Genomic DNA, 19,917 nt, shown 5'->3' with positions numbered 1-19,917 from the left:
AAGAATTTTTTGAGAAGGTGTGCGATGATGAAACAATTTGAGCAATCGGAACTATTAAAAAGTTTACCAAAACAATTTTTTGCATCACTTGTAGGCAAGGTAGGAAAAGTAATGGCCCAAGGGCACGACGTTATTAACTTAGGGCAGGGAAATCCCGATCAGCCTACTCCTTCACATATTGTAGAAACACTGCAAAAAGCAAGTGCTAATCCTATGCATCATAAATATTCTCCATTTCGGGGGCACCAGTTTTTAAAAGAGGCCGTTGCGACTTTTTATAAACGAGAATATGGCGTTGATGTGGATCCTGAAAAAGAAGTAGCTATTTTGTTTGGCGGGAAAGGTGGACTTGTAGAAATCCCGCAGTGCTTATTAAACCCTGGAGATACGGTGCTGGTTCCCGATCCTGGATATCCTGATTACTGGTCTGGAGTAGAGCTTGCAAAGGCAAAGATGGAAGTGATGCCGCTCACGGCTGAAAATCATTTTCTACCCGTATACGAAGAGATAAGTGAACGTGCTAAAGAACAGGCAAAGCTCATGTTTTTAAACTATCCGAATAATCCTACTGGTGCAGTGGCAACGGCAGAATTTTTTGAAGACACCGTGGCGTTTGCTGCCAAGCACGATATTTGTGTGGTACACGACTTTGCCTACGGAGCAATTGGATTTGATGGCAAAAAGCCAATCAGTTTTTTACAGACTCCTGGTGCAAAAAAGACGGGAATTGAAATTTATACTCTTTCTAAAACGTATAACATGGCGGGATGGCGAGTTGGATTTGCTGTAGGAAATGAAAGTGTTGTAGAAGCTATTAATCTTCTTCAAGATCATATGTATGTCAGTCTCTTTGGGGCGGTTCAAGAGGCAGCAGCCGCAGCTCTGTTAGAATCTCAACAATGTGTGAATGATTTAGTTAAGCGCTATGAATCTAGACGCAATACCTTTATTCAAGGGCTTCGAGAAATTGGTTGGGATGTTACATCTCCAGCGGGCTCCTTTTTTGCATGGCTAAAAGTTCCTGAAGGATATACTTCTGAACAGTTTTCAGATTTACTTCTCGAAAAAGCTCACGTTGTAGTGGCGCCTGGAGTAGGCTTTGGAACATATGGTGAAGGCTATGTGCGCGTAGGACTGCTGACGGATGAAGAGCGTATGAGAGAAGCTGTATCTCGAATAAAAAAATTAAATTTATTTTAAAAACGCATTGACAATCCTTTTTGAGTTGGCTTAATATGTAAGAAGTTAACGAGATTAATAACCGATAAATCCTAGCGGTATTTTTTTTTTAGTATATAATCTATGAATTTAATTTAAATAAATAGCAACTTTCTTATTAAGAGTAGGTGGAGGGACTAGCCCGATGAAGCCCGGCAACCGACTTAACGCATGTTAAGCACGGTGCTAATTCTTGCAGCAGCAGCTGAGAGATAAGAAGAGCAACGAAAGCCTCTTCTTAATCACAGAAGAGGTTTTTTTATTAACGATATTAAACAGCAAGGGAGTTTTTAGCATAATGAGTGAAATCGTTGCAAGCTACTTACTACATGATAATAAAGGAAATTTTCATAAAAAAGCGGAAGGAATTGCTTTAGGACTAACCGTCGGCTCATGGACAGATCTGCCGCTTTTAGATCAACAGCAGCTTCAAAAGCATAAAGGGCGCGTCGTGTCCGTAACTGAGCTTCAAGATTGCGAACGTGTAAACGGATATTTAGGCGGAGAAATTAAGCAGGCAATTGTCAAAATTGCTTATCCAACTGCTAACTTTTCAAGAGATTTACCGGCTATTCTAGTTACGGTTTTCGGAAAACTATCACTTGATGGAAAAGTGAAATTATTAGACTTGGATTTTCCTGATGAATTATTAGCTCAATTCCCAGGCCCGCGCTTTGGAATAGAAGGTATCCGAGAGAAACTAGGCGTTTATGACCGTCCGCTTGTGATGAGTATTTTTAAAGGCGTGATTGGAAGAGATATGACGTACTTAACAACTCAGCTGCGTGAGCAAGCGCTTGGCGGAGTGGATTTGGTTAAAGACGACGAGATTTTGTTTGATAGTGAACGAACACCTTTTGAAGCTCGCGTTACAGAAGGGAAAAAAGTACTGAATGAAGTATACGAAAAAACGGGACACCGCACGCTGTATGCTGTTAATTTAACGGGTCGAACGTTTGAATTAAAAGAAAAAGCGAGAAAAGCAGCTGAGCTAGGAGCCGATGCTCTTTTATTCAATGTATTTGCTTACGGGTTAGACGTACTGCAGGCACTTCGAGAAGACGATGAAATTAACTTGCCGATTATGGCACACCCAGCTGTTAGCGGAGCGCTTACGCCATCAGAGTTTTACGGTTTTTCAAATTCATTACTGCTTGGAAAGCTATTGCGTTTAGCCGGAGCGGATTTCTCTCTGTTTCCATCACCATACGGAAGCGTAGCGCTTTCTCTTGAAGATACGACAGGCATTGCCTACGAATTAACGCGTCCTGTACACAAATATAAGCAGTCTTTCCCGGTTCCTTCAGCAGGAATTCATCCTGGAATGGTACCGCAGCTTGTGAAGGACTTTGGAATCGACAGCATTATTAATGCAGGAGGCGGAGTTCACGGTCATCCAGAGGGAGCTATCGGAGGAGGAAAAGCATTCCGTGCGGCGATAGATGCAGTACTCTCTCATCAAACATTAGCCGAAAAAGCTGAAGAATCAAAAGAGTTGCAAAAAGCTTTGCAACTATGGGGAACAGTAGAGGTGAAAGCATGACATCGTTAAAAATCTTTTGTGACTTTGATGGAACAATTACAAATAGCGATAACATTATTGCTATTATGAAACAATTTGCTCCTCCGGAGTGGGAAAGTATTAAAGACGACGTGTTGGCACAGCGCGTCTCCATTCAAGAAGGAGTAGGGCAAATGTTTGCCTTGCTCCCCGTGGAATTAAAAGAAGATATTATTTCTTATATTTTAGAGACGTCTGCTATTCGAGATGGATTTGATGATTTTATTGCCTATACAAAAGAGCACCATATTCCGCTTTATATTGTAAGCGGAGGAATTGACTTTTTTGTAAAACCACTTTTGGGAAATCGAGTTGCAGAGGAAATGCTCTACTGCAACGGATCTGATTTTTCCGGTGAGCATATTTCCATTACGTGGCCTCATACATGTGATAAACAGTGTACAAATGACTGCGGCTGCTGTAAGCCAACGATTATTCGCCATCTTGCAGATGAAAGAGATCATACGGTTGTTATTGGCGATTCCATTACGGATTTGCAGGCTGCCAAATTAGCTGATACGGTCATTGCACGTGACTTTTTAATTGAAAAATGTGAAGAGCTATCTCTACTGTATCGTCCTTTTTCTACTTTTTATGATGTAATTCATCATTTACAAGAATTAACAGAAGAGGTGAAAGCATGAGTATCATGGCTCAGCAAAGGTTGCATGAGCTTGCGGATATAAAAGATGAGCTGGCAGAGCGCGATTGGTTCTTCGGTACAAGCGGAAACTTAGCAATTAAAGTGGACCAAAATCCAACAACTTTCTTTGTATCAGCAAGTGGAAAAGATAAACGAAAACGTACAAATGAAGATTTTTTATTAGTTGATCAATACGGAAAGCCTGCAGAAGACACGCATTTAAAGCCTTCTGCTGAAACGCTTCTGCACGTTAAGATTTACAATTTAACGAATGCTGGGTGCAGCCTTCATGTACATACAATCGACAATAACGTGATCTCTGAACTGTACGGAGATGAAGGCGTTATTTCATTCAAAGGTCAAGAAATTATTAAGGCGCTAGGTATTTGGGAAGAAGATGCGGAAATTACTGTTCCGATTATTCCGAATTACGCAGATATTCCGACACTAGCAGAAGAGTTTTCTCATCATATAAAAGGCGATCAAGGCGCGATTTTGATTCGTAACCACGGGATTACGGTATGGGGGAAAAATGCATTTGAAACAAAAAAAGCGCTAGAAGCCTATGAATTTCTATTTAGCTACCACGTCAAATTACTGTCACTTAAAGGCATTAAGCCAAAGGTGCATTTATAAAAGGAGGAAACAACAATGGCGCACATTCGCTTACATGTAAACAATAAAAGAATTGAAACTCAAGAGGAAGTATCAGCTTTTCTGGCAAACAATGAAGTTATTTATGAAAACTGGGACATTACAAAACTTCCAGAAAATCTTCGTGAAAAATATGATTTAACTGATGAAGAAAAAACAGAAATTTTAAACGCTTTTGGTGAGGATATTAAAGATATTTCTGAACGCCGCGGTTATAAAGCTCAAGATGTTATCTCGTTATCGGAATCTACACCAAATATTGATGAATTGTTAAAAAACTTTCAGCGCAAGCATATTCACACAGATGACGAAGTTCGCTTTATTGTAAGCGGTCATGGAATCTTTGTTATCCAAGGAAAAGACGGCGAATTTTTTGATGTTGAATTAGAGCCGGGCGATTTAATTTCAGTACCAGAAAATATTCTTCATTACTTTACACTAATGGAAGATCGTAAAGTAGTCGCTGTCCGAATTTTCGTGACAACTGAAGGATGGGTACCTATTTACGCATAACAATTACTTGTAAAGCATAGGTCATCATCACCCCGCTTTTACATCTAAAAGCGGGGTATTCTTTGGACTATTATAAAACTAACTATTTTTATATGAATAATAAGTTTAATGGGAGGAACACCATGAAAAAGAGTAAAAAAATGCTGTGGCCACTTACTTTGCTCGTGCTTCTAGTCTTTGCGCTGGCTGCCTGCACGAAAGAACAGCCAAGTCTAAACGAGAAAGCACAGGCAGCTCCAGCGCAGCAAGCGGCTTCTGCTAAGCCTGTACAGCAAGAAGGAAAAAAGGTTACGAAAGATACAAAAATTGCGCTTATTTCTGAATTTACGTCAGGCACTCACGCTGCTCAGTACATAACAGGTGTGACAAAAGCGGCTAAAAAAGCAGGGGTACAGCTATCCGTTTCTGATTCAAACAATGATCAATCCAAAATGGCTGCTTATTTAGACACGGCTATTAACCAAAATGTTGACGGTATTATGATTGACCACGGCCGGGCTGAAACTCTTGAACCTGGCGTGAAACGCGCGATTGCAAAAGGAATTCCCGTTATTGCAACAGACGTAGAATTAAAAGTAGAAGGCGTTACAACAATTGACCAAGACGATTATATGCTTGCGCTGCAGGGTCTAAAACAAATGATGCAGGACATTAATGGAAAAGGAAACATTGTATATGCGTTTGTTGGAGGCTTTGCGCCGATGGAAAAGCGCGACAGCATTTATAAAATTATGATGAATCGCTACCCAGATGTAAAACAAATTGCTACGTTTGGAAGCGCAACGGACAACACCTCATTAGACACACAAAATAAAATGGCAGCTGTGTTGAAGCAGTATCCAAATAAAGGAGACATCGCGGCCGTTTGGGCACCTTGGGACGAATTTGCAAAAGGAGTAACAAGAGCGATTAAAGAAGCGGGACGAGACGAGATTAAAGTGTACGGAGTGGACTTATCTGATGAAGATCTGCAAATGATGCAGGCAAAAAACAGTCCGTGGAAAGCGTCAGCTGCCGTAAATCCAGCTTCAGTAGGAGAAAAGCAAGTTGATCTGCTTCTTAAAAAGATTTCCGGTCAAGAGATTCCTCGCTACTATTCATTTGATCCGGTTTTAGTCAAACAAACAGACTTGCCTAATCAAACGATTAATATGGATCAGCTTAGTCAGTACGTAAAAGAATGGGGCAATAAAGAATAGAAATGGAGGGACAGATATGACGAATGAGCTTTCAATGAAGAACATTACAAAAAACTTTGGTTCTTTTCAAGCGCTGAACAAAGTTGATTTTACTGTTCAAAAAGGGGAAATCCATGCTTTATTGGGAGCCAATGGTGCCGGTAAAAGTACGCTGATGAAAATATTGTGCGGAGCTTACGATGAGTACGAAGGGAAAATATTCAAAAACGGAGAAGAAATCTCCATTTCTTCTCCTAAAGAAGCTAAGCGCCACGGCATCGGCATTGTACATCAAGAAGTAGATGTAGCGCTGATTCCTTCGCTGTCAGTAGCTGAAAACATTGTGTTAGACGTGCAGACTTCTAATAAAAGTAAGACATTTGTAAACTGGAAATCTATTTATAAGAAAGCGGAAGAAGCTCTTTCTTTACTTGGCTCTTCTCTATCCGTTAAAAAAAATGTCGTTGACCTAACTCTATCAGAAAAACAGCAGGTGCTTATTGCACGTGCAATTGTACAGAATGTTGATTATTTAATTTTGGATGAACCAACCGCACCTCTTAGTGTGGAAGAGACGAAACAATTGTTTTCTGTGATGAGAGAGCTGAAGAAAAGCGGAGTAGGCATTATTTACATTTCACATCGCCTTCAAGAAGTGGTTGATATTTGCGACCGTTTAACCGTTTTAAAAGACGGACGCTATGTAGCTACAAAAGAAACTTCACATACATCGATTGAAGACGTGATTACGCTCATGTTAGGAACGTCTTCTGTAAAACAATGGGTCAAAAAATCAGTAGAAATTGGAAACGAACTGTTACATGTAGAAGCATTATCTCTTCCAGGGCGCCTTTCTAATATCTCTTTTCATGTAAAAGAAGGAGAAGTAGTCGGTATTGCAGGGCTTGTTGGAGCGGGGAAAACGGAGCTTTGCCGCAGTCTATTTGGTTTAGAACAATATGTGAGCGGCAACGTTCGATTAAAAGGCAAGAAATTAAAGTTGAATAAGCAGCCGTATTATTATATTGCACAAGGTCTTTCTCTTGTTCCTGAAGAACGAAGAAAAGAAGGAATTTTTGTTCATGAATCCATTGCCGATAACTTAGTTTTGCCAAGTCTGTCCCGCTTTACAAATTATTCATTTCTAAAGCGGGGAAAGATCAAAGAAAAAGCGCAGAAAACGACTGGGCAAGTTGGCGTAAAGTCTCATTCTATCGAGCAGTCAGTTGGAACGTTAAGCGGTGGAAATCAGCAGAAAGTAGCAATCGGAAAATGGCTTGTTACGGACTCTAGCGTGCTGTTGTTTGATGAACCAACTAAAGGGGTCGATGTGGGCTCCAAACAAGAAATATTCGACTTAATTACAAATCTTGTGTCACAGCAAAAAGGCGTTGTTTATGCAACCTGTGAATTCGAGGAACTGCTAGGGGTAGCGGATCGAATTTATGTTATGTACAACGGGAAAATCGTGAAAGAATTATCCAAAGAAGAAGCAACTAGTGAAAAATTATTTTATTATACAGCAGGAGGAGTAAAAGGATGAGTGCGGAGTATGTAACAGAACCTGTAGCGAAACCAAAGAGAAAAATAAGCGTTTTCGACTTTTTTTATAAATATGGGACAGTCTTAATGATTTTTGTTATTATGATTATTTTCTCCATTGCCACACCTAACTTTTTAACAGGAGAAAACATTAGTGATATCCTGCGCTCTATTTCCATTGTTACCTTAATAGCGCTTGGTGTAACGATATCGTTAACCGTCAACGGACTCGATTTATCTGTAGGGTCTACGGCTGGGTTAGCCACTATTTTATCAGCCTCTATGCTTGTTTTACACAGACAAGAAATTGCAGTCGCTATCATTGTTCCGATTATTGCATCGCTTCTTATCGGGTTAATAAATGCTTTTTTAGTAGTGAAAGTAAAGATTCCTGATATTTTAGCCACTCTTTCCATGATGTTCATCGTACAGGGGATTTTATTAACGTATACAAAAGGCTCAGCTATTTATACCAATATGCCTTTACCAAGCGGAGACAGAGCTCCGGGAATTTTTATTCCATCTTTCCTTGCGCTGGGGCAAGGTCACTTACTAGGTATTCCTGTTCCTGTTATCATTATGCTGCTGACTGTGCTGCTTGTTCATATCGTTTTTTCTTATACGAAGTTTGGGCGTTTTTTCTACGTAACAGGAGGGAACATAGAAGCAGCAAGACTTTCGGGCGTACCGGTTAATCGTTACCGTATGTATGCCTATATGTTTTCAGGTTTGCTTGCTGGAATTGGAGGAGTCGTTTTAGCTGCCCGTATTGGAGTAGGAGAAGTAAACGCGGGTTCACCATTTTTAATGGATGCCGTAGCTGCTACATACATTGGCTTTTCCGTATTTGGAGCAGGGAAACCGAATGTATTCGGGACACTGATTGGCTCTATTTTAATTGGTGTGCTGTTAAATGGGTTAACGATGCTAAATGTTCCGTATTATATGCAAGACATTATTAAAGGAGCTGTATTAGCAGGAGCCTTGGCTTTAACATATTACCGCTCGAAACAAACATCTACGGCTGTGTAAACAGCCGTTTTTTTTCGTTTGAAATCGGGAAGAATAAGGAAAAACAATAGTATAGCTTATTATTTATGTAGAAAGAGGGAGTATAGATGAAACGTGTCGTCATTATAGGAGGAGTAGCCGCCGGAATGAGCGCAGCTTCACAGCTTCGCCGGATGAAAGAAAAAGAAGAAGTGGAAATCCTTGTGTTTGAAAAAGGTGGAGATATCTCTTACAGCGCATGTGGCATGCCTTACTATCTGTCAGGAGTTGTAAAAGAAAAAGACGATTTGATTGCTCGGACGAAACAAGAATTTGAAGAGCGAAACATCTCCGTCCATCTTTTCTACGAAGTTAAAGAAGTAAATCATACAAAAAAATACATAGTAGTGCAAGATGTAAAGACGTCAACGGAAAAAGAGATAACATATGATGAACTCATCATTGCAACTGGAACAACGGCTGTTAAACCCAATTTTATGAGTGATCACATGCCGAATGTATGCACATTAAAGTCATTAGAAGACAGCGAAAGAATCTATACATATCTACAGGCTCACTCCGTAGAGAAAGTCACCATTATCGGCGGAGGATATGTCGGAATGGAAGTAGCTGAAGCAATGAAGGCTTTGGGAAAAGAAGTACGGGTTATTGAACAGGGAAAGCAGATTCTATCTATTTTAGATCAAGAAATGGCAGAGCATTTACAAAAGCAGCTAGATGACGATATTTTATTTCATTTCGAAGAAGAAGTGGAAGCATTGCTGCATTCAGATGGTTCCATCACTCACGTTCAAACAAACCGTCAAACGTATCAAACAGATTTAGTGATTGTAAATGTAGGAGTTCGTCCGAATACGCAATTCTTAGAAAGAAACGGACTAAGGATGCTTGAAAATGGAGCTATTTTAGTAAATGAGAAGTTGGAAACCAACGTGCCACATATCTACGCAGCAGGAGATTGTGCAACGAGCTATCACCGCGTATTAAAAAAAGATGTTCATATTGCTCTTGGAACCATTGCCAATAAGCAGGGAAGGGTTCTTGGTTACCGATTAGGGGGAGAAAGTCGAGAATTTCCCGGTGTTATAGGTACAAGTATTGTCAAAGTGATGGACTATGAAATCGGAAAAACCGGCATTTCAGAAAGAGAAGCAAGAGAAAATTCTCTTTTATACAAAGCCGTCACAGCCGAAGCTCCGAGTCATGCTTCTTACTATCCAGGAGCTGAAAAGATTGTGATAAAACTTGTTTATCACCCTGAAACAAAAGAGATTTTGGGGGTTCAAATGATTGGGAAAGAAGGAGTAGCAAAACGAATCGATGTATTTGCGACAGCTATTACTTGCCGTCTCACAACAGATGAAATAACCATGCTAGATCTTTCGTACGCTCCTCCTTTTGCTACGGTATGGGATGCTGTACAAATTGCTGCTCAGAAAGCTGAATAAAAAAGAGGCTGGGACAAAAGTAGTTGAGTCCAAGTAAAAAACGAACCATTCATCAAACTGTTTGATGAGTGGTTCGTTTTTTTTTGTGATGGTGCACATCGTTTTATTTGTTTCGTTCCTTCTAGCAGTTGATTGAAGGGCAAGGCGAAGACTCCTGCGGGAAAAGCGGAACAGGTGAGACCCCGCAGGAGCGAAAGCGACGAGGAGGCTCAGCGGCCGCCCGCGGAAAGCGAAGCTTTGCACGGAAATCAATTGCGGTGTCATAAGCAGTCCAGCTCATGTATCTCATTTGTTCGTCTTTCGATTAGATTTATTTCGTTATGTCTCAATCTTTTTTCGATTCGACAAGCAGCATCTTTTGTCGAAAAACAAGTTGTAAAAAAAAGATAAATGGTATTCCTATAGTAATGTAAGCGTTTGTAAATTCCGACAAAATAATTTTTTTGCAAAAAAAATGTCTATTATTGCGACTCTATTTACATATTTAGTAGAATTTGTAATAATGCGTTATAAGCTAATTTCTTTGTCATAGGAGAGGATTTTGTGTTTGGAGTGAGAAATAGAACGAAATCAGAGAGATTATTAGTAGAAATCGTCCAAAAAAGACAAAAGATGGTGCAGCTCGGAGAAGAAAAAGGTTTGACTAATGAAGAAACCGTTACCTGTAGTCAAGAGCTTGATCAGCTCTTACTCGTTTATCAAAAGCAGCGTTTAAAAGAAGAGGAAGAAAAGACATCGTTTGCCACACTGATTAGCCGCTTTTTATCTTTTTCAAAGCTGTAATGCAGGACAAGCATTCGGGATCGGGCAGTAAAACAATTATGCTGCCCGTGGCCTCTCTTCACCTTTAAAAAATGTTAATTAAAAAGATCATAAACAAAATACCAAAAATAAACGAATAAGTAGCAAATCTTTCGTTTCCATCGCCGTGACTTTCCGGAATCAACTCTTTATAAATAATAAAAAGCATGGCTCCAGCAGCAAAAGCTAATCCATATGAAACGAGAGAATCAACAAAATTAGTTAAATAAAACCCGAGTAAAGATGTTACAATCTCAACAGAGCCTGTAAGGGTAGCAATTAAAAATGCTTTTATTTTACTGATATTTTGCTGAGCTAAAAATAGCGCGACCAACAGTCCTTCAGGTGCATTTTGAAGACCAATTGCAAGGGCGATTAAGTTCCCTGTATTTTCAACATTTGAAGCGTAGCTAACACCAACAGACAGTCCTTCAGGAAGGTTATGCAAAGTAATAGCGGAAACAATTAAAAGTGCTTTTTCATCAAATTGAATGCCGGTTTTAGAATGTTCAAGGTCAATGTGAGGAATATTCTGCTCCAAGAGTGTTAATGTTACAACTCCAAGCAGTAAGCCAATTGCTAAGGAAAAAAATCCGCCGCTTTGAAGAGATTCTGGAATCAAGCTCATAGTAGAAGCAGCTGTCATAATACCTGCAGTGAGCGCAAGAAGTATATCTTTCCAGCGATGAGTGAGTTCTTGATTCAAAAACAGAATAGGCAAAGCGCCTACTCCAGTCGATAGCGCAGAAAGAATGCTTCCAATTAGTACCTCAGTCATAAACCGTCTCCTTTTACGTATTCTTCTTTTTATCCTCAATTCACATCGTTCTTTTAGTGTATGTTTTTTTTGTTTCTATGAGCATGACTATTTTAAAAGTGAATAGCTTTATGCAATAACCTTACAAAAAAGTTGAACCAGTGAAGGTTCAACTTTTTAGGTAAAGTACAGCTCCTGAACTTGGTTAGCAATGTGCTCAAGCTTATTGGAAACTTGAGGAATGCCATATCCTACATACAAAGGAGATGTGGCAAAGCGAGGAATGATTTTCGCCGCAATTTTGCCGTTTTTAAGATTATAAAAAAATAAGTTATAGCTCGTGCAGCTACGATGAAAATGATTTAATAAATAGTGAGCAGCCGTTTGAAGATAATCTGCAAATACATGCATCTCTTTGTCAAGCTGATCCGTTATCACGTTAAATTCAAAAAAGCCCATTCTAGGTTTTGCAGATAAATTAAATGTGACGTGTTCATTTTGGGCAATTGTGACTCCTTCAAACTGCTCTAGCTTCACATTTTCATTTACATCCATCTCATTTAAACCAATAATTTGCATATGAGGATGTCGTAATGATCCTCCGGACATGGGGCCGTGGTTTTTAAAGAAAAGAACAGAAGCATATTCTCCGCTGTTCATCATCGATATCCATCGTTCAGTAGCAAAGCTCAGCAAGGTGTACAGATGTTCTTTTGGATAAATAGACAGTTCTGAAGAACACTCATCGGTCTCAATAATAACCGTCTGATAAGCATCTTGCAGAACGGGAAATTTATTTTTCAGCCAAATGATAGGTCCTTGTTTTTCAATAATGCCAGTAAGAGATTCTACGTCGCAAAAGGGACAGGGGTTTTGCCGGTTAACGATTGTTTCAGGCTTTTGTGAACCAATCGCGGAATTAAATAATAAATGGGTTGGTTTCATAATCATTCACCTTTTTATGTAATGGTCATATGTTTATTGTATTAAAAGCATATGTATAAATCCACTTATATACATTTTTTATCGAAAAAATTGTACAAGCGGAGAGAATAACCGATGAAATAAGTCTGCTTTGATTGACTTTGAAGGGAAATTTTAGTATTATCTTGATATCAAGATAATATTAAAGGAACTGATTAAAATGACGAATGATGTAACTAGAGAAGAGTTAGACCAATCTCTTAAATTATTTATTGTACTATCTCGTGCCAATCGTTCAATTAATGATCATGTGCATAAATTTATTCAACAGCATGGAATGAATCCAACTGAATTTGCTGTCCTAGAGTTATTGTATCACAAAGGTCAACAGCCTCTGCAGCAAATTGGCGGAAAAATTTTACTCGCAAGCGGCAGTATTACGTATGTAGTAGACAAGCTTGAGAAAAAAGGCTTCTTAGAGCGCGTTGCTTGTCCGAACGATCGCCGTGTAACCTACGCAGCGATCACTCAGCAAGGCAAGGAAATGATTGAAAGTATGTTTCCGAGTCATGAAAAAAGAATTCATGATATTTTATCCGTCCTGTCTAGCGAAGAAAAGGAAGTTGCTATTTCGATGCTTAAGAAACTGGGGCACTATGCAGATGAATTTTTACCGGGATCGACTAATTAATTAAGGAAAGCTCGTTTGTTTCTGTTGAACAAACGAGTTTTTTCTATGACTTCTTTCATAACCAATCGACATAAAAAATAAAAAGTGACAAAAAATTGAAATTAACAGGAATACAGCTGGATAAAAACGAATTAGGTTACATACAGACAATAGAGGAAGGGGTACAAATGATGAAATTTGAGAATTATACATATACGCGACCTGATATGAATGAAATTGAAAAGCAGTTTGAAAAGGCCATTACACACTTTACGGAAGCAGCGTCAGTCAGTCAGCAAAACGAGGCAATTCGTCTAGCAAATGATGCGTATTCCCAGTACAGCACAATGGGGAACATCTGCTATATTCGTCATTCCATCGACACAGCGAATGAATTTTATAAGGAAGAACAAGACTATTTTGATGAAACACAGCCGCTTTTAGAAGGATATGTAGAGAAATTTTACAAAGCGTTAATCTCTTCGCCTTTTAAACAGCAACTAGAAGAAAAGTGGGGCAAGCAGCTGTTCTCTCTTGCTGAAATGCAGTTAAAAACGTTCTCTCCGGAAATAGTAAAAGAGCTTCAGGAAGAAAATAAGCTATCGTCTCAATATACGAAACTAGTGGCGTCAGCTAAAATTTTATTTGAAGGAGAAGAAAGAACGTTAGCTCAGCTCGATCCGTTTATGGAGTCACCTGATCGAGAAATGAGAAAAAAAGCAGCAGAAGCAAAGTTTCAATTTTTTACCGATCATGAAGAGGAATTTGATGATATTTATGACAAACTTGTAAAAGTGCGGACCAAGCTTGCTGAAAAATTAGGCTATAAAAATTTCGTAGAAGTGGGCTATGCTCGTATGTCTAGAATAGGCTACGATGCTGAAATGGTTGCCGCTTTTCGCAAACAAGTAAAAGAGTATATTGTTCCCCTTACTGAAAAACTAAAAAAGCGTCAGCAGGAAAGAATTCAAGTAGAGAGCTTAACTTATTATGATGAACCGTTTCAGTTTGAAACAGGAAACGCAGTGCCAAAAGGTGATGAAAAGTGGATTATTGAAAATGGACGGGTTATGTATAAGGAGCTTTCTAAAGAGACGGACGAATTTTTTTCATTTATGCTTGAAAATAATTTGATGGATTTAGTCGCTAAAAAGGGCAAAGCAGGCGGAGGCTACTGTACGTTTATTGAAGAATACAAAGCACCGTTTATTTTTTCGAATTTTAATGGAACATCAGGGGATATTGATGTGTTAACGCATGAAGCAGGGCATGCTTTTCAAGTGTATTCCAGCCGAGATATGGAAACCAATGAGTATCACTGGCCTACGCATGAAGGAGCTGAAATTCATTCGATGAGCATGGAGTATTTTACATGGCCTTGGATGGATTTGTTCTTTAAAGAAGACAAAGATAAATACCAGTTTTCTCATTTAAGCTCAGGCTTAACTTTCTTGCCTTACGGGGTAGCAGTAGATGAATTTCAGCACGCTGTATACGAACGCCCTGAGATGACGCCTTCGGAACGAAAACAAACGTGGCGAGAAATTGAAAAGAAATATATGCCTTCTAAAAACTATGACGGCCATCACTATCTAGAAAGCGGGGGCTTCTGGCAGCGCCAGCTTCATATTTACACGTCTCCGTTTTATTATATTGATTACACGCTCGCTCAAATTTGTGCATTTCAATTTTGGAAAAAAGATCGAGAAAATCATGAACAAGCATGGCAAGATTACGTTCATTTGTGTAAGCTTGGCGGAAGTAAGCCGTTTTTAGAATTAGTAGAGGAAGCGAATTTGATCTCTCCATTCGAAGAGGGCTGCGTGCAGTCTGTAGTAGATGAAATTGAAAACTATTTAAATAGTATTGATGATAAAAAGCTATAAAAAAAGAGATTGAGACACAACAAAATCAATCCAATCTAAAGACGAACAAATGAGATAAACAATCTAGTATGAATCGCTTGTTACACCGCCGTTGATTTCTGTGCAAGGCTTCGCTTTCCGCGGGCGGCCGGTGAGCCTCCTTGGCGCTTATGCTCCTGCGGGGTCTCACCTATTCCGCTTTTCCCGCAGGAGTCTTCGCCTTGCCCTCCAATCAACAGCTAGAAGCACCTAGATTAAATCTACGTTCACCCTCATAATAAAAAATCCGAATGAGTTTGATTCTTAATCAAGAAACAAACTCGTTCGGATCTTTCTTCAACTAACATACTTTTGTTCCAGCCTCTTTTTTAATGATTAATTTCTTGTTCCCATAAAGGAATCGTAAGGGAAACGCTGGTTCCTTCGCCAACAGTGCTTTTAATCTCAAATGTTCCTTTATGCTGATACAAAATGTTTTTAATCACAACAAGTCCAAGACCAGTACCTGAGGGCTTCGTGGTAAAAAAGGGCTTTTGAATGTGCGTAAGCAAATGTGAAGGAATGCCGACTCCTGTATCTTTAATGAAAATAGTAAGATCTTTAGTATGCTGAGTAACGTTTAAATGAATTTCTCCTCCGCTAGGCATAGCTTCGAGCGCATTTTTTAACAAATTAATGAGTACTTGCTTAATTTGATTGGCATCACAGCAGATGTATGTATGCGGGGCTTCCACCTGCGTTTTAACTACGACATTTTTTAATACACATTCTGATTCATACAGAAGAATAACGTCATTTAAAATAGTAGAGAATGCATGCTTTTTCATAACCGTATCATGAGGTTTAGCGAGCAATAAAAATTCTCCAACGATTGAGTTAATACGATTCAGTTCACTAAGCATGATGGTTGTATAAGAATGATAGCGGCTGCTGTCTTCATGAATAAGCTGAATAAACCCATTCAGAGAAGTAAGCGGATTTCGAATTTCATGAGCGATTCCCGCTGCCATTTCGCCGGCTAGAGATAACTTATCGGTTTGGCGAAGAAATTTTTCTGTTTCCTTTTCTTCGGTAAGATCGCGTGAAATACCAAAAAGCGCAACGACCTGTTTATCACGATTAAAAATAGGTGAAACAGTGCTTTCTACATCAATTATTTTTCCGTCTTTTCGCTTGTCCTGGGTTTCAAAGGCTACTAGCTTTTCTCCTTTTTTAACCTTTTCTAATCGGCTTTCAGCGTCGCCTTTTAAGCCGGCAGGAATAAATGGAATGGCTTTTCCCACAATTTCTTCAGCTTTCCATCCGTATATTTGCTCAAAAGCATCGTTTACTTTAATCACTTTACCGTCTAGACTGAACACGGCAATGGCGTCGCGATTGTATGTGAAAAAAGATTGTAAATACTCTTGAGCTGAATACAGTTCATCTTCGGTTTTGTTCATTTTGACCGTCGTAATAGCAATCAGTTTTTTAGAGAAATGAGCACAGTACAACAAAATAATCATTGTGATCAGCGTAAACAAAATGAAATAAACGATATCTAATTTCACGAAAGTTACAGATGTAAAAAGAGTGTTGCTTACATAAAAGTACAAAACAATTATTATGGACATTAATGTAGAAATTACAATAGCGACATAGCTATAATAAATAAAGCTAACAATAATTCCAAGAAACAAAAATAAATAATTAATAACAGCAGGTTCAATAGATGTCATGTACGCAATATAGGCATAATAGCATATAAAAAAAGAATACATAATGATAGCAGGATGAAAACGAAAGTAGTACATAGCCGTCACTACCAATAATAAAATTCCTCCGCTTATAAAAACAATCATATGAGGATCAGCTGCAATAAAGTGGTATAACACAATGTGGACAAAATATAGCAGCCAAAAAATAAGTAAAAGAATAAAATTCCGTTTTTTTATGAGGTTGTGTGATTCCATAAAAAATCCCTTTCTTAAATGGTGAATAATTTTATAGGAGAATAACTTTATAGTCAGCTAGTCGCACGATATAGTGATATATCACTCATATTAGCATAGTTACAACTGTGTGAATAGCCGAATTGAGCACTTAGACCAAGGAAGATAGATCTAGAATACAGCTAGTCATAAACTATTAAGGAAATATGAGGGGAATATGAACGAAATGAAGGGGATGTAAAGCTTTTGTGATAACCTTGTAAAAATGAACTTTTTTCTAATTGGATAGGCTATACTGCCAGTAGAGCCATATGAATGGTGACTACATAGAGGCTCAGATGATTCGAAGGGAGACGGTAAAATGAACAAAAGTTTATTAGTCAAGTTATTTGGATCACTTCTAGCAATTATGTTAATCACAGCATGCAACTCACAAACGGATGAAAAAGACGCCACAGAACAGCAAACAGAACAGTCGGATGATACTCAAGCGGAGGATACAACGACAGATGATTCACAGGAAACAATGAAGCAAAACGAAGCAGATGATTCATCTGGGGATGAAGCAGCTGATGATCAAGAAGAATCAACGGATAGTGCTGACGAAAAAACAGATGAAAGTAAATAAACGTAAGTATTTCTATAAAAAAAGCGACTCAAGTAGAGTCGCTTTTTTTATTAGTTTTGTACGGTGATTTCGCTTGCTTCATTTAACGTTACGTTCACTGTCGATACGTCTGCGTCATCTAAAAGTAAGTCTGTAATTCGATCTTCAAGCTGTTCTTGAATTGCTCGGCGGAGCGGTCTAGCACCGAATGCAGGGTGATAGCCAAGTTCAGCCAGTTTTTCTTTTACTTCAGCTGCTACGCTCAGCGTGATGTTTTGTTCTTGTAATGTTTCTTTTAATTCAGCAAGCATAAGGTCCACGATTTTAATCAAGTTGTCTTTTTCAAGATGATTAAATTCAATGATTGTATCAAATCGATTTAAAAACTCTGGTTTGAAATAAGATGAAAGTGAATCTAAAACGGATGCCTGCTTAAGCGCATCATTTTCTGCGTCAAACCCAACCGTAATTTTCTTTTCACCTACACCAGCGTTACTTGTCATAATGATAACCGTGTCTTTGAAGCTTACTGTGCGACCTTGACTATCCGTTAGACGTCCATCTTCTAAAATTTGCAAAAACATATGCTGAACGTCTGGATGAGCTTTTTCAATTTCATCTAGTAAGATGATGGAATAAGGATTACGGCGTACTTTTTCTGTTAATTGTCCTGCCTCTTCATGACCTACGTAGCCAGGAGGTGAGCCGATTAATTTAGACACCGCGTGTTTTTCCATATATTCACTCATATCTAGACGAACCATTGCATCTTTTGAGCCGAACAGTTCTTCAGCTAATGTTTTGGTTAACTCTGTTTTACCGACACCTGTTGGACCGACAAATAAGAATGAACCAATTGGGCGATGCTTCGCTTTTAATCCAGCGCGAGAACGTCGAATCGCTTTTGCTACTTTTTCTACAGCTTCCTGCTGTCCGATTACTTTTTGAGCTAAGTGCTCTGCTAAATGCTTCATTTTTGCTGATTCATTTTCTTGAAGTTTACCAACAGGGATACCCGTTTTCTTTTCAATAATTGCTTGAATGTCAGCGATATCCACATTCATTTTTTGCTGTTCTTCGTTTAGTTGTTTTTCAAGAGCAGCTTCTTCATCGCGCAGTTTTGCCGCTACTTCATATTTTTCATCCTTTAGCGCCTGCTCTTTTTCTTTTGTAATTTCTTTTAAGCGAGCGGCCGCGTCGTCTTTATTTGTAATGCCTGCCTGTAAGTTCATTTTTGAACCTGCTTCATCTAGCAAGTCAATTGCTTTATCAGGCAAGAAGCGATCTTGAATGTAGCGGTGTGATAAATTTACACAAGCGCGGATCGCTTCATCTGTATAGCTAACGCCGTGATAATCTTCATATTTACTTTGGATTCCTTTTAGAATTTCAACGGCTTCTTCTACAGACGGTTCGTGAACCATAACCGGCTGGAAGCGTCGTTCAAGAGCCGCATCTTTTTCAATGGAACGGTACTCTTTTAAAGTTGTCGCTCCGACTACTTGAAGTTCGCCTCGTGCAAGAGCTGGTTTTAAAATATTGCTTGCGTCCATTGAACCTTCCGCTGAACCAGCTCCTACAAGAAGGTGAATTTCATCGATAAATAAAATCACGTTTTTTCGCTGTTGAAGCTCAGAAATTAACTGCTTCATGCGCTCTTCAAATTGACCGCGCACGCCGGTATTAGCTACGAGAGATGCTACATCTAACAGATATACATCTTTATTTAGCAGCTTGGCAGGAACTTTTCCTTCCGCAATTTTTAAAGCTAACCCTTCAACAACAGCTGTCTTACCAACACCAGGTTCTCCGATTAGCACCGGGTTGTTTTTGTTTCTTCTATTTAAAATTTCAATGACGCGCTCTACTTCTTCTTCGCGGCCAATAACAGGGTCAATCAATCCCGTTTTCGCAATTTGAGTTAAGTTTCGACCAAATTGATCTAAAAAGCCGCCGCCATTTCCTTGCTGTGGCTGCTCCGGTGCAGCTTGTTCGTGCGCCATTTGATTGAATAAATCATCGATGTTCATAAAGCCGCCACCTCCAAAACCTGATGGGATTTTATGTTCTTTCATTAGTGCTTGATAACATGTATGACATAAACGATATTGAGATTTTTGGTTATTTGTTTGTACATTTAATTGAATAGATGCTTCACGTTTATTACAGTTTTGACAAATCATTTAATTAGCCTCCCTAAATGATTTTAATCGAAGATCAGCAGGTGTTTGACCTTTCTTGACCTTTCGTAATGTTATTATACTTTGACCTTTTTTGACTTTCAAGTCTTTTGCTTAAAAAATTTTTGAAGGAAGTTCCTCGCTTATGTACAAAAGGCAGTACATTAAAAAAAGATGTGTTTTATGTGTACCCGTTCTATACATGTAAAAACATAAGAGACATTTTGTACAATGATCTGCTTGGAGAGGGAATTAATATTAATAAGAAGAAAAGTGGAAAGATGAGTGCAGAGCTTACCGTTGGATAAAATAAGTTATTGACAGCAAGAAGGATAAAAATTATACTCAAGAAGGTTTGCACTTAACTGCATAAAAGCATAAAAGCGTTTAAGTGAAAAAGAAAGATAGAAAGGG

19 protein-coding genes and 1 riboswitch are annotated in these 19,917 nt (G+C 38.8%); of the genes, 14 read left to right on the top strand and 5 right to left on the bottom strand.

Annotated elements, in window-relative coordinates; all coding sequences use genetic code 11:
- The first annotated feature begins 27 nt into the window (after positions 1 to 27).
- The 11 genes from ACFX40_RS02630 (at position 28) to ACFX40_RS02580 (ending at position 10,551) form a co-directional block, all read left to right on the top strand.
- Positions 28 to 1,200, top strand: coding sequence for a pyridoxal phosphate-dependent aminotransferase (locus ACFX40_RS02630; RefSeq protein WP_114324428.1), 1,173 nt, complete (start codon positions 28 to 30; stop codon positions 1,198 to 1,200).
- A 130-nt stretch (positions 1,201 to 1,330) separates the two neighbouring features.
- A riboswitch (SAM riboswitch) is annotated at positions 1,331 to 1,437 on the top strand.
- Between the two features lie 79 nt (positions 1,438 to 1,516).
- Positions 1,517 to 2,761 (top strand): 2,3-diketo-5-methylthiopentyl-1-phosphate enolase, encoded by a 1,245-nt coding sequence (gene mtnW / locus ACFX40_RS02625; RefSeq protein WP_263034412.1) that lies wholly within the window; start codon positions 1,517 to 1,519, stop codon positions 2,759 to 2,761.
- Positions 2,758 to 3,423 carry a 2-hydroxy-3-keto-5-methylthiopentenyl-1-phosphate phosphatase gene (locus ACFX40_RS02620; protein ID WP_263034411.1) on the top strand — a complete coding sequence of 222 codons (666 nt, stop codon included), beginning with the start codon at positions 2,758 to 2,760 and terminating at the stop codon, positions 3,421 to 3,423. The genes mtnW and ACFX40_RS02620 overlap by 4 nt, the downstream gene beginning before the upstream one ends.
- Positions 3,420 to 4,058 (top strand): methylthioribulose 1-phosphate dehydratase, encoded by a 639-nt coding sequence (locus tag ACFX40_RS02615; RefSeq protein ID WP_028407891.1) that lies wholly within the window; start codon positions 3,420 to 3,422, stop codon positions 4,056 to 4,058. Before ACFX40_RS02620 ends, ACFX40_RS02615 begins: the two co-directional genes overlap by 4 nt.
- Positions 4,059 to 4,073: 15 nt before the next feature.
- The gene (locus ACFX40_RS02610; protein WP_013082223.1) at positions 4,074 to 4,589 is read left to right on the top strand and encodes a 1,2-dihydroxy-3-keto-5-methylthiopentene dioxygenase; all 516 of its coding nucleotides are present in this window, start codon (positions 4,074 to 4,076) and stop codon (positions 4,587 to 4,589) included.
- Positions 4,590 to 4,711: 122 nt separating this feature from the next.
- On the top strand, positions 4,712 to 5,788 hold the full coding sequence (locus ACFX40_RS02605; RefSeq protein WP_060746714.1) for a sugar ABC transporter substrate-binding protein: 1,077 nt from the start codon (positions 4,712 to 4,714) through the stop codon (positions 5,786 to 5,788).
- A 16-nt stretch (positions 5,789 to 5,804) separates the two neighbouring features.
- Entirely contained in the window at positions 5,805 to 7,310 is a 1,506-nt protein-coding gene (locus ACFX40_RS02600) for a sugar ABC transporter ATP-binding protein (RefSeq protein ID WP_263034410.1), read from the top strand.
- Positions 7,307 to 8,341, top strand: a complete 1,035-nt coding sequence (locus tag ACFX40_RS02595; protein ID WP_028407894.1) for an ABC transporter permease — start codon at positions 7,307 to 7,309, stop codon at positions 8,339 to 8,341. Before ACFX40_RS02600 ends, ACFX40_RS02595 begins: the two co-directional genes overlap by 4 nt.
- Positions 8,342 to 8,427: 86 nt before the next feature.
- Complete coding sequence (locus ACFX40_RS02590; protein ID WP_263034409.1) at positions 8,428 to 9,768, top strand: CoA-disulfide reductase; 1,341 nt, start codon at positions 8,428 to 8,430, stop codon at positions 9,766 to 9,768.
- 128 nt (positions 9,769 to 9,896) lie between these two features.
- Positions 9,897 to 10,034 (top strand): hypothetical protein, encoded by a 138-nt coding sequence (locus ACFX40_RS02585; RefSeq protein WP_176550061.1) that lies wholly within the window; start codon positions 9,897 to 9,899, stop codon positions 10,032 to 10,034.
- Between the two features lie 277 nt (positions 10,035 to 10,311).
- On the top strand, positions 10,312 to 10,551 hold the full coding sequence (locus ACFX40_RS02580) for an aspartyl-phosphate phosphatase Spo0E family protein (protein WP_013082228.1): 240 nt from the start codon (positions 10,312 to 10,314) through the stop codon (positions 10,549 to 10,551).
- A 64-nt stretch (positions 10,552 to 10,615) separates the two neighbouring features.
- Here ACFX40_RS02580 and ACFX40_RS02575 read toward each other — a convergent pair whose 3' ends face one another.
- Both ACFX40_RS02575 and ACFX40_RS02570 read right to left on the bottom strand, forming a co-directional pair.
- A complete protein-coding gene (locus ACFX40_RS02575) occupies positions 10,616 to 11,347 on the bottom strand; it encodes a ZIP family metal transporter (RefSeq protein WP_016763389.1) in 732 nt (243 codons plus the stop codon).
- Positions 11,348 to 11,503: 156 nt separating this feature from the next.
- Positions 11,504 to 12,271: a DUF4931 domain-containing protein gene (locus ACFX40_RS02570; RefSeq protein WP_263034408.1), complete on the bottom strand. Its 768-nt coding sequence runs from the start codon at positions 12,269 to 12,271 to the stop codon at positions 11,504 to 11,506.
- Positions 12,272 to 12,470: 199 nt separating this feature from the next.
- Between ACFX40_RS02570 and ACFX40_RS02565 the strand changes: the two genes are divergently transcribed.
- Together ACFX40_RS02565 and ACFX40_RS02560 are read left to right on the top strand one after the other, a co-directional pair.
- A complete protein-coding gene (locus ACFX40_RS02565; RefSeq protein WP_263034407.1) occupies positions 12,471 to 12,941 on the top strand; it encodes a MarR family winged helix-turn-helix transcriptional regulator in 471 nt (156 codons plus the stop codon).
- A gap of 170 nt (positions 12,942 to 13,111) precedes the next feature.
- Positions 13,112 to 14,806 carry a M3 family oligoendopeptidase gene (locus ACFX40_RS02560; RefSeq protein ID WP_263034697.1) on the top strand — a complete coding sequence of 565 codons (1,695 nt, stop codon included), beginning with the start codon at positions 13,112 to 13,114 and terminating at the stop codon, positions 14,804 to 14,806.
- A gap of 80 nt (positions 14,807 to 14,886) precedes the next feature.
- On the opposite strand, the gene ACFX40_RS02555 is transcribed toward ACFX40_RS02560, so the two are convergent.
- The gene (locus tag ACFX40_RS02555) at positions 14,887 to 15,021 is read right to left on the bottom strand and encodes a hypothetical protein (RefSeq protein WP_255256572.1); all 135 of its coding nucleotides are present in this window, start codon (positions 15,019 to 15,021) and stop codon (positions 14,887 to 14,889) included.
- 132 nt (positions 15,022 to 15,153) lie between these two features.
- Positions 15,154 to 16,737: a PAS domain S-box protein gene (locus ACFX40_RS02550; RefSeq protein WP_098525330.1), complete on the bottom strand. Its 1,584-nt coding sequence runs from the start codon at positions 16,735 to 16,737 to the stop codon at positions 15,154 to 15,156.
- A gap of 340 nt (positions 16,738 to 17,077) precedes the next feature.
- On the opposite strand from ACFX40_RS02550, the gene ACFX40_RS02545 reads away from it, so the two are divergent.
- The gene (locus ACFX40_RS02545; RefSeq protein WP_098525329.1) at positions 17,078 to 17,344 is read left to right on the top strand and encodes a hypothetical protein; all 267 of its coding nucleotides are present in this window, start codon (positions 17,078 to 17,080) and stop codon (positions 17,342 to 17,344) included.
- A gap of 50 nt (positions 17,345 to 17,394) precedes the next feature.
- Here the strand turns inward: ACFX40_RS02545 and ACFX40_RS02540 are convergent, their stop codons facing one another.
- Positions 17,395 to 19,506 (bottom strand): ATP-dependent Clp protease ATP-binding subunit, encoded by a 2,112-nt coding sequence (locus ACFX40_RS02540; RefSeq protein ID WP_377253987.1) that lies wholly within the window; start codon positions 19,504 to 19,506, stop codon positions 17,395 to 17,397.
- Between the last annotated feature and the right edge of the window lie 411 nt (positions 19,507 to 19,917).

The sequence above is a fragment of the Priestia sp. YIM B13552 genome, from assembly GCF_042787775.1.
Lineage (GTDB): Bacteria > Bacillota > Bacilli > Bacillales > Bacillaceae_H > Priestia > Priestia megaterium_E.
This window is presented reverse-complemented; position numbering and strand designations above follow the sequence as displayed.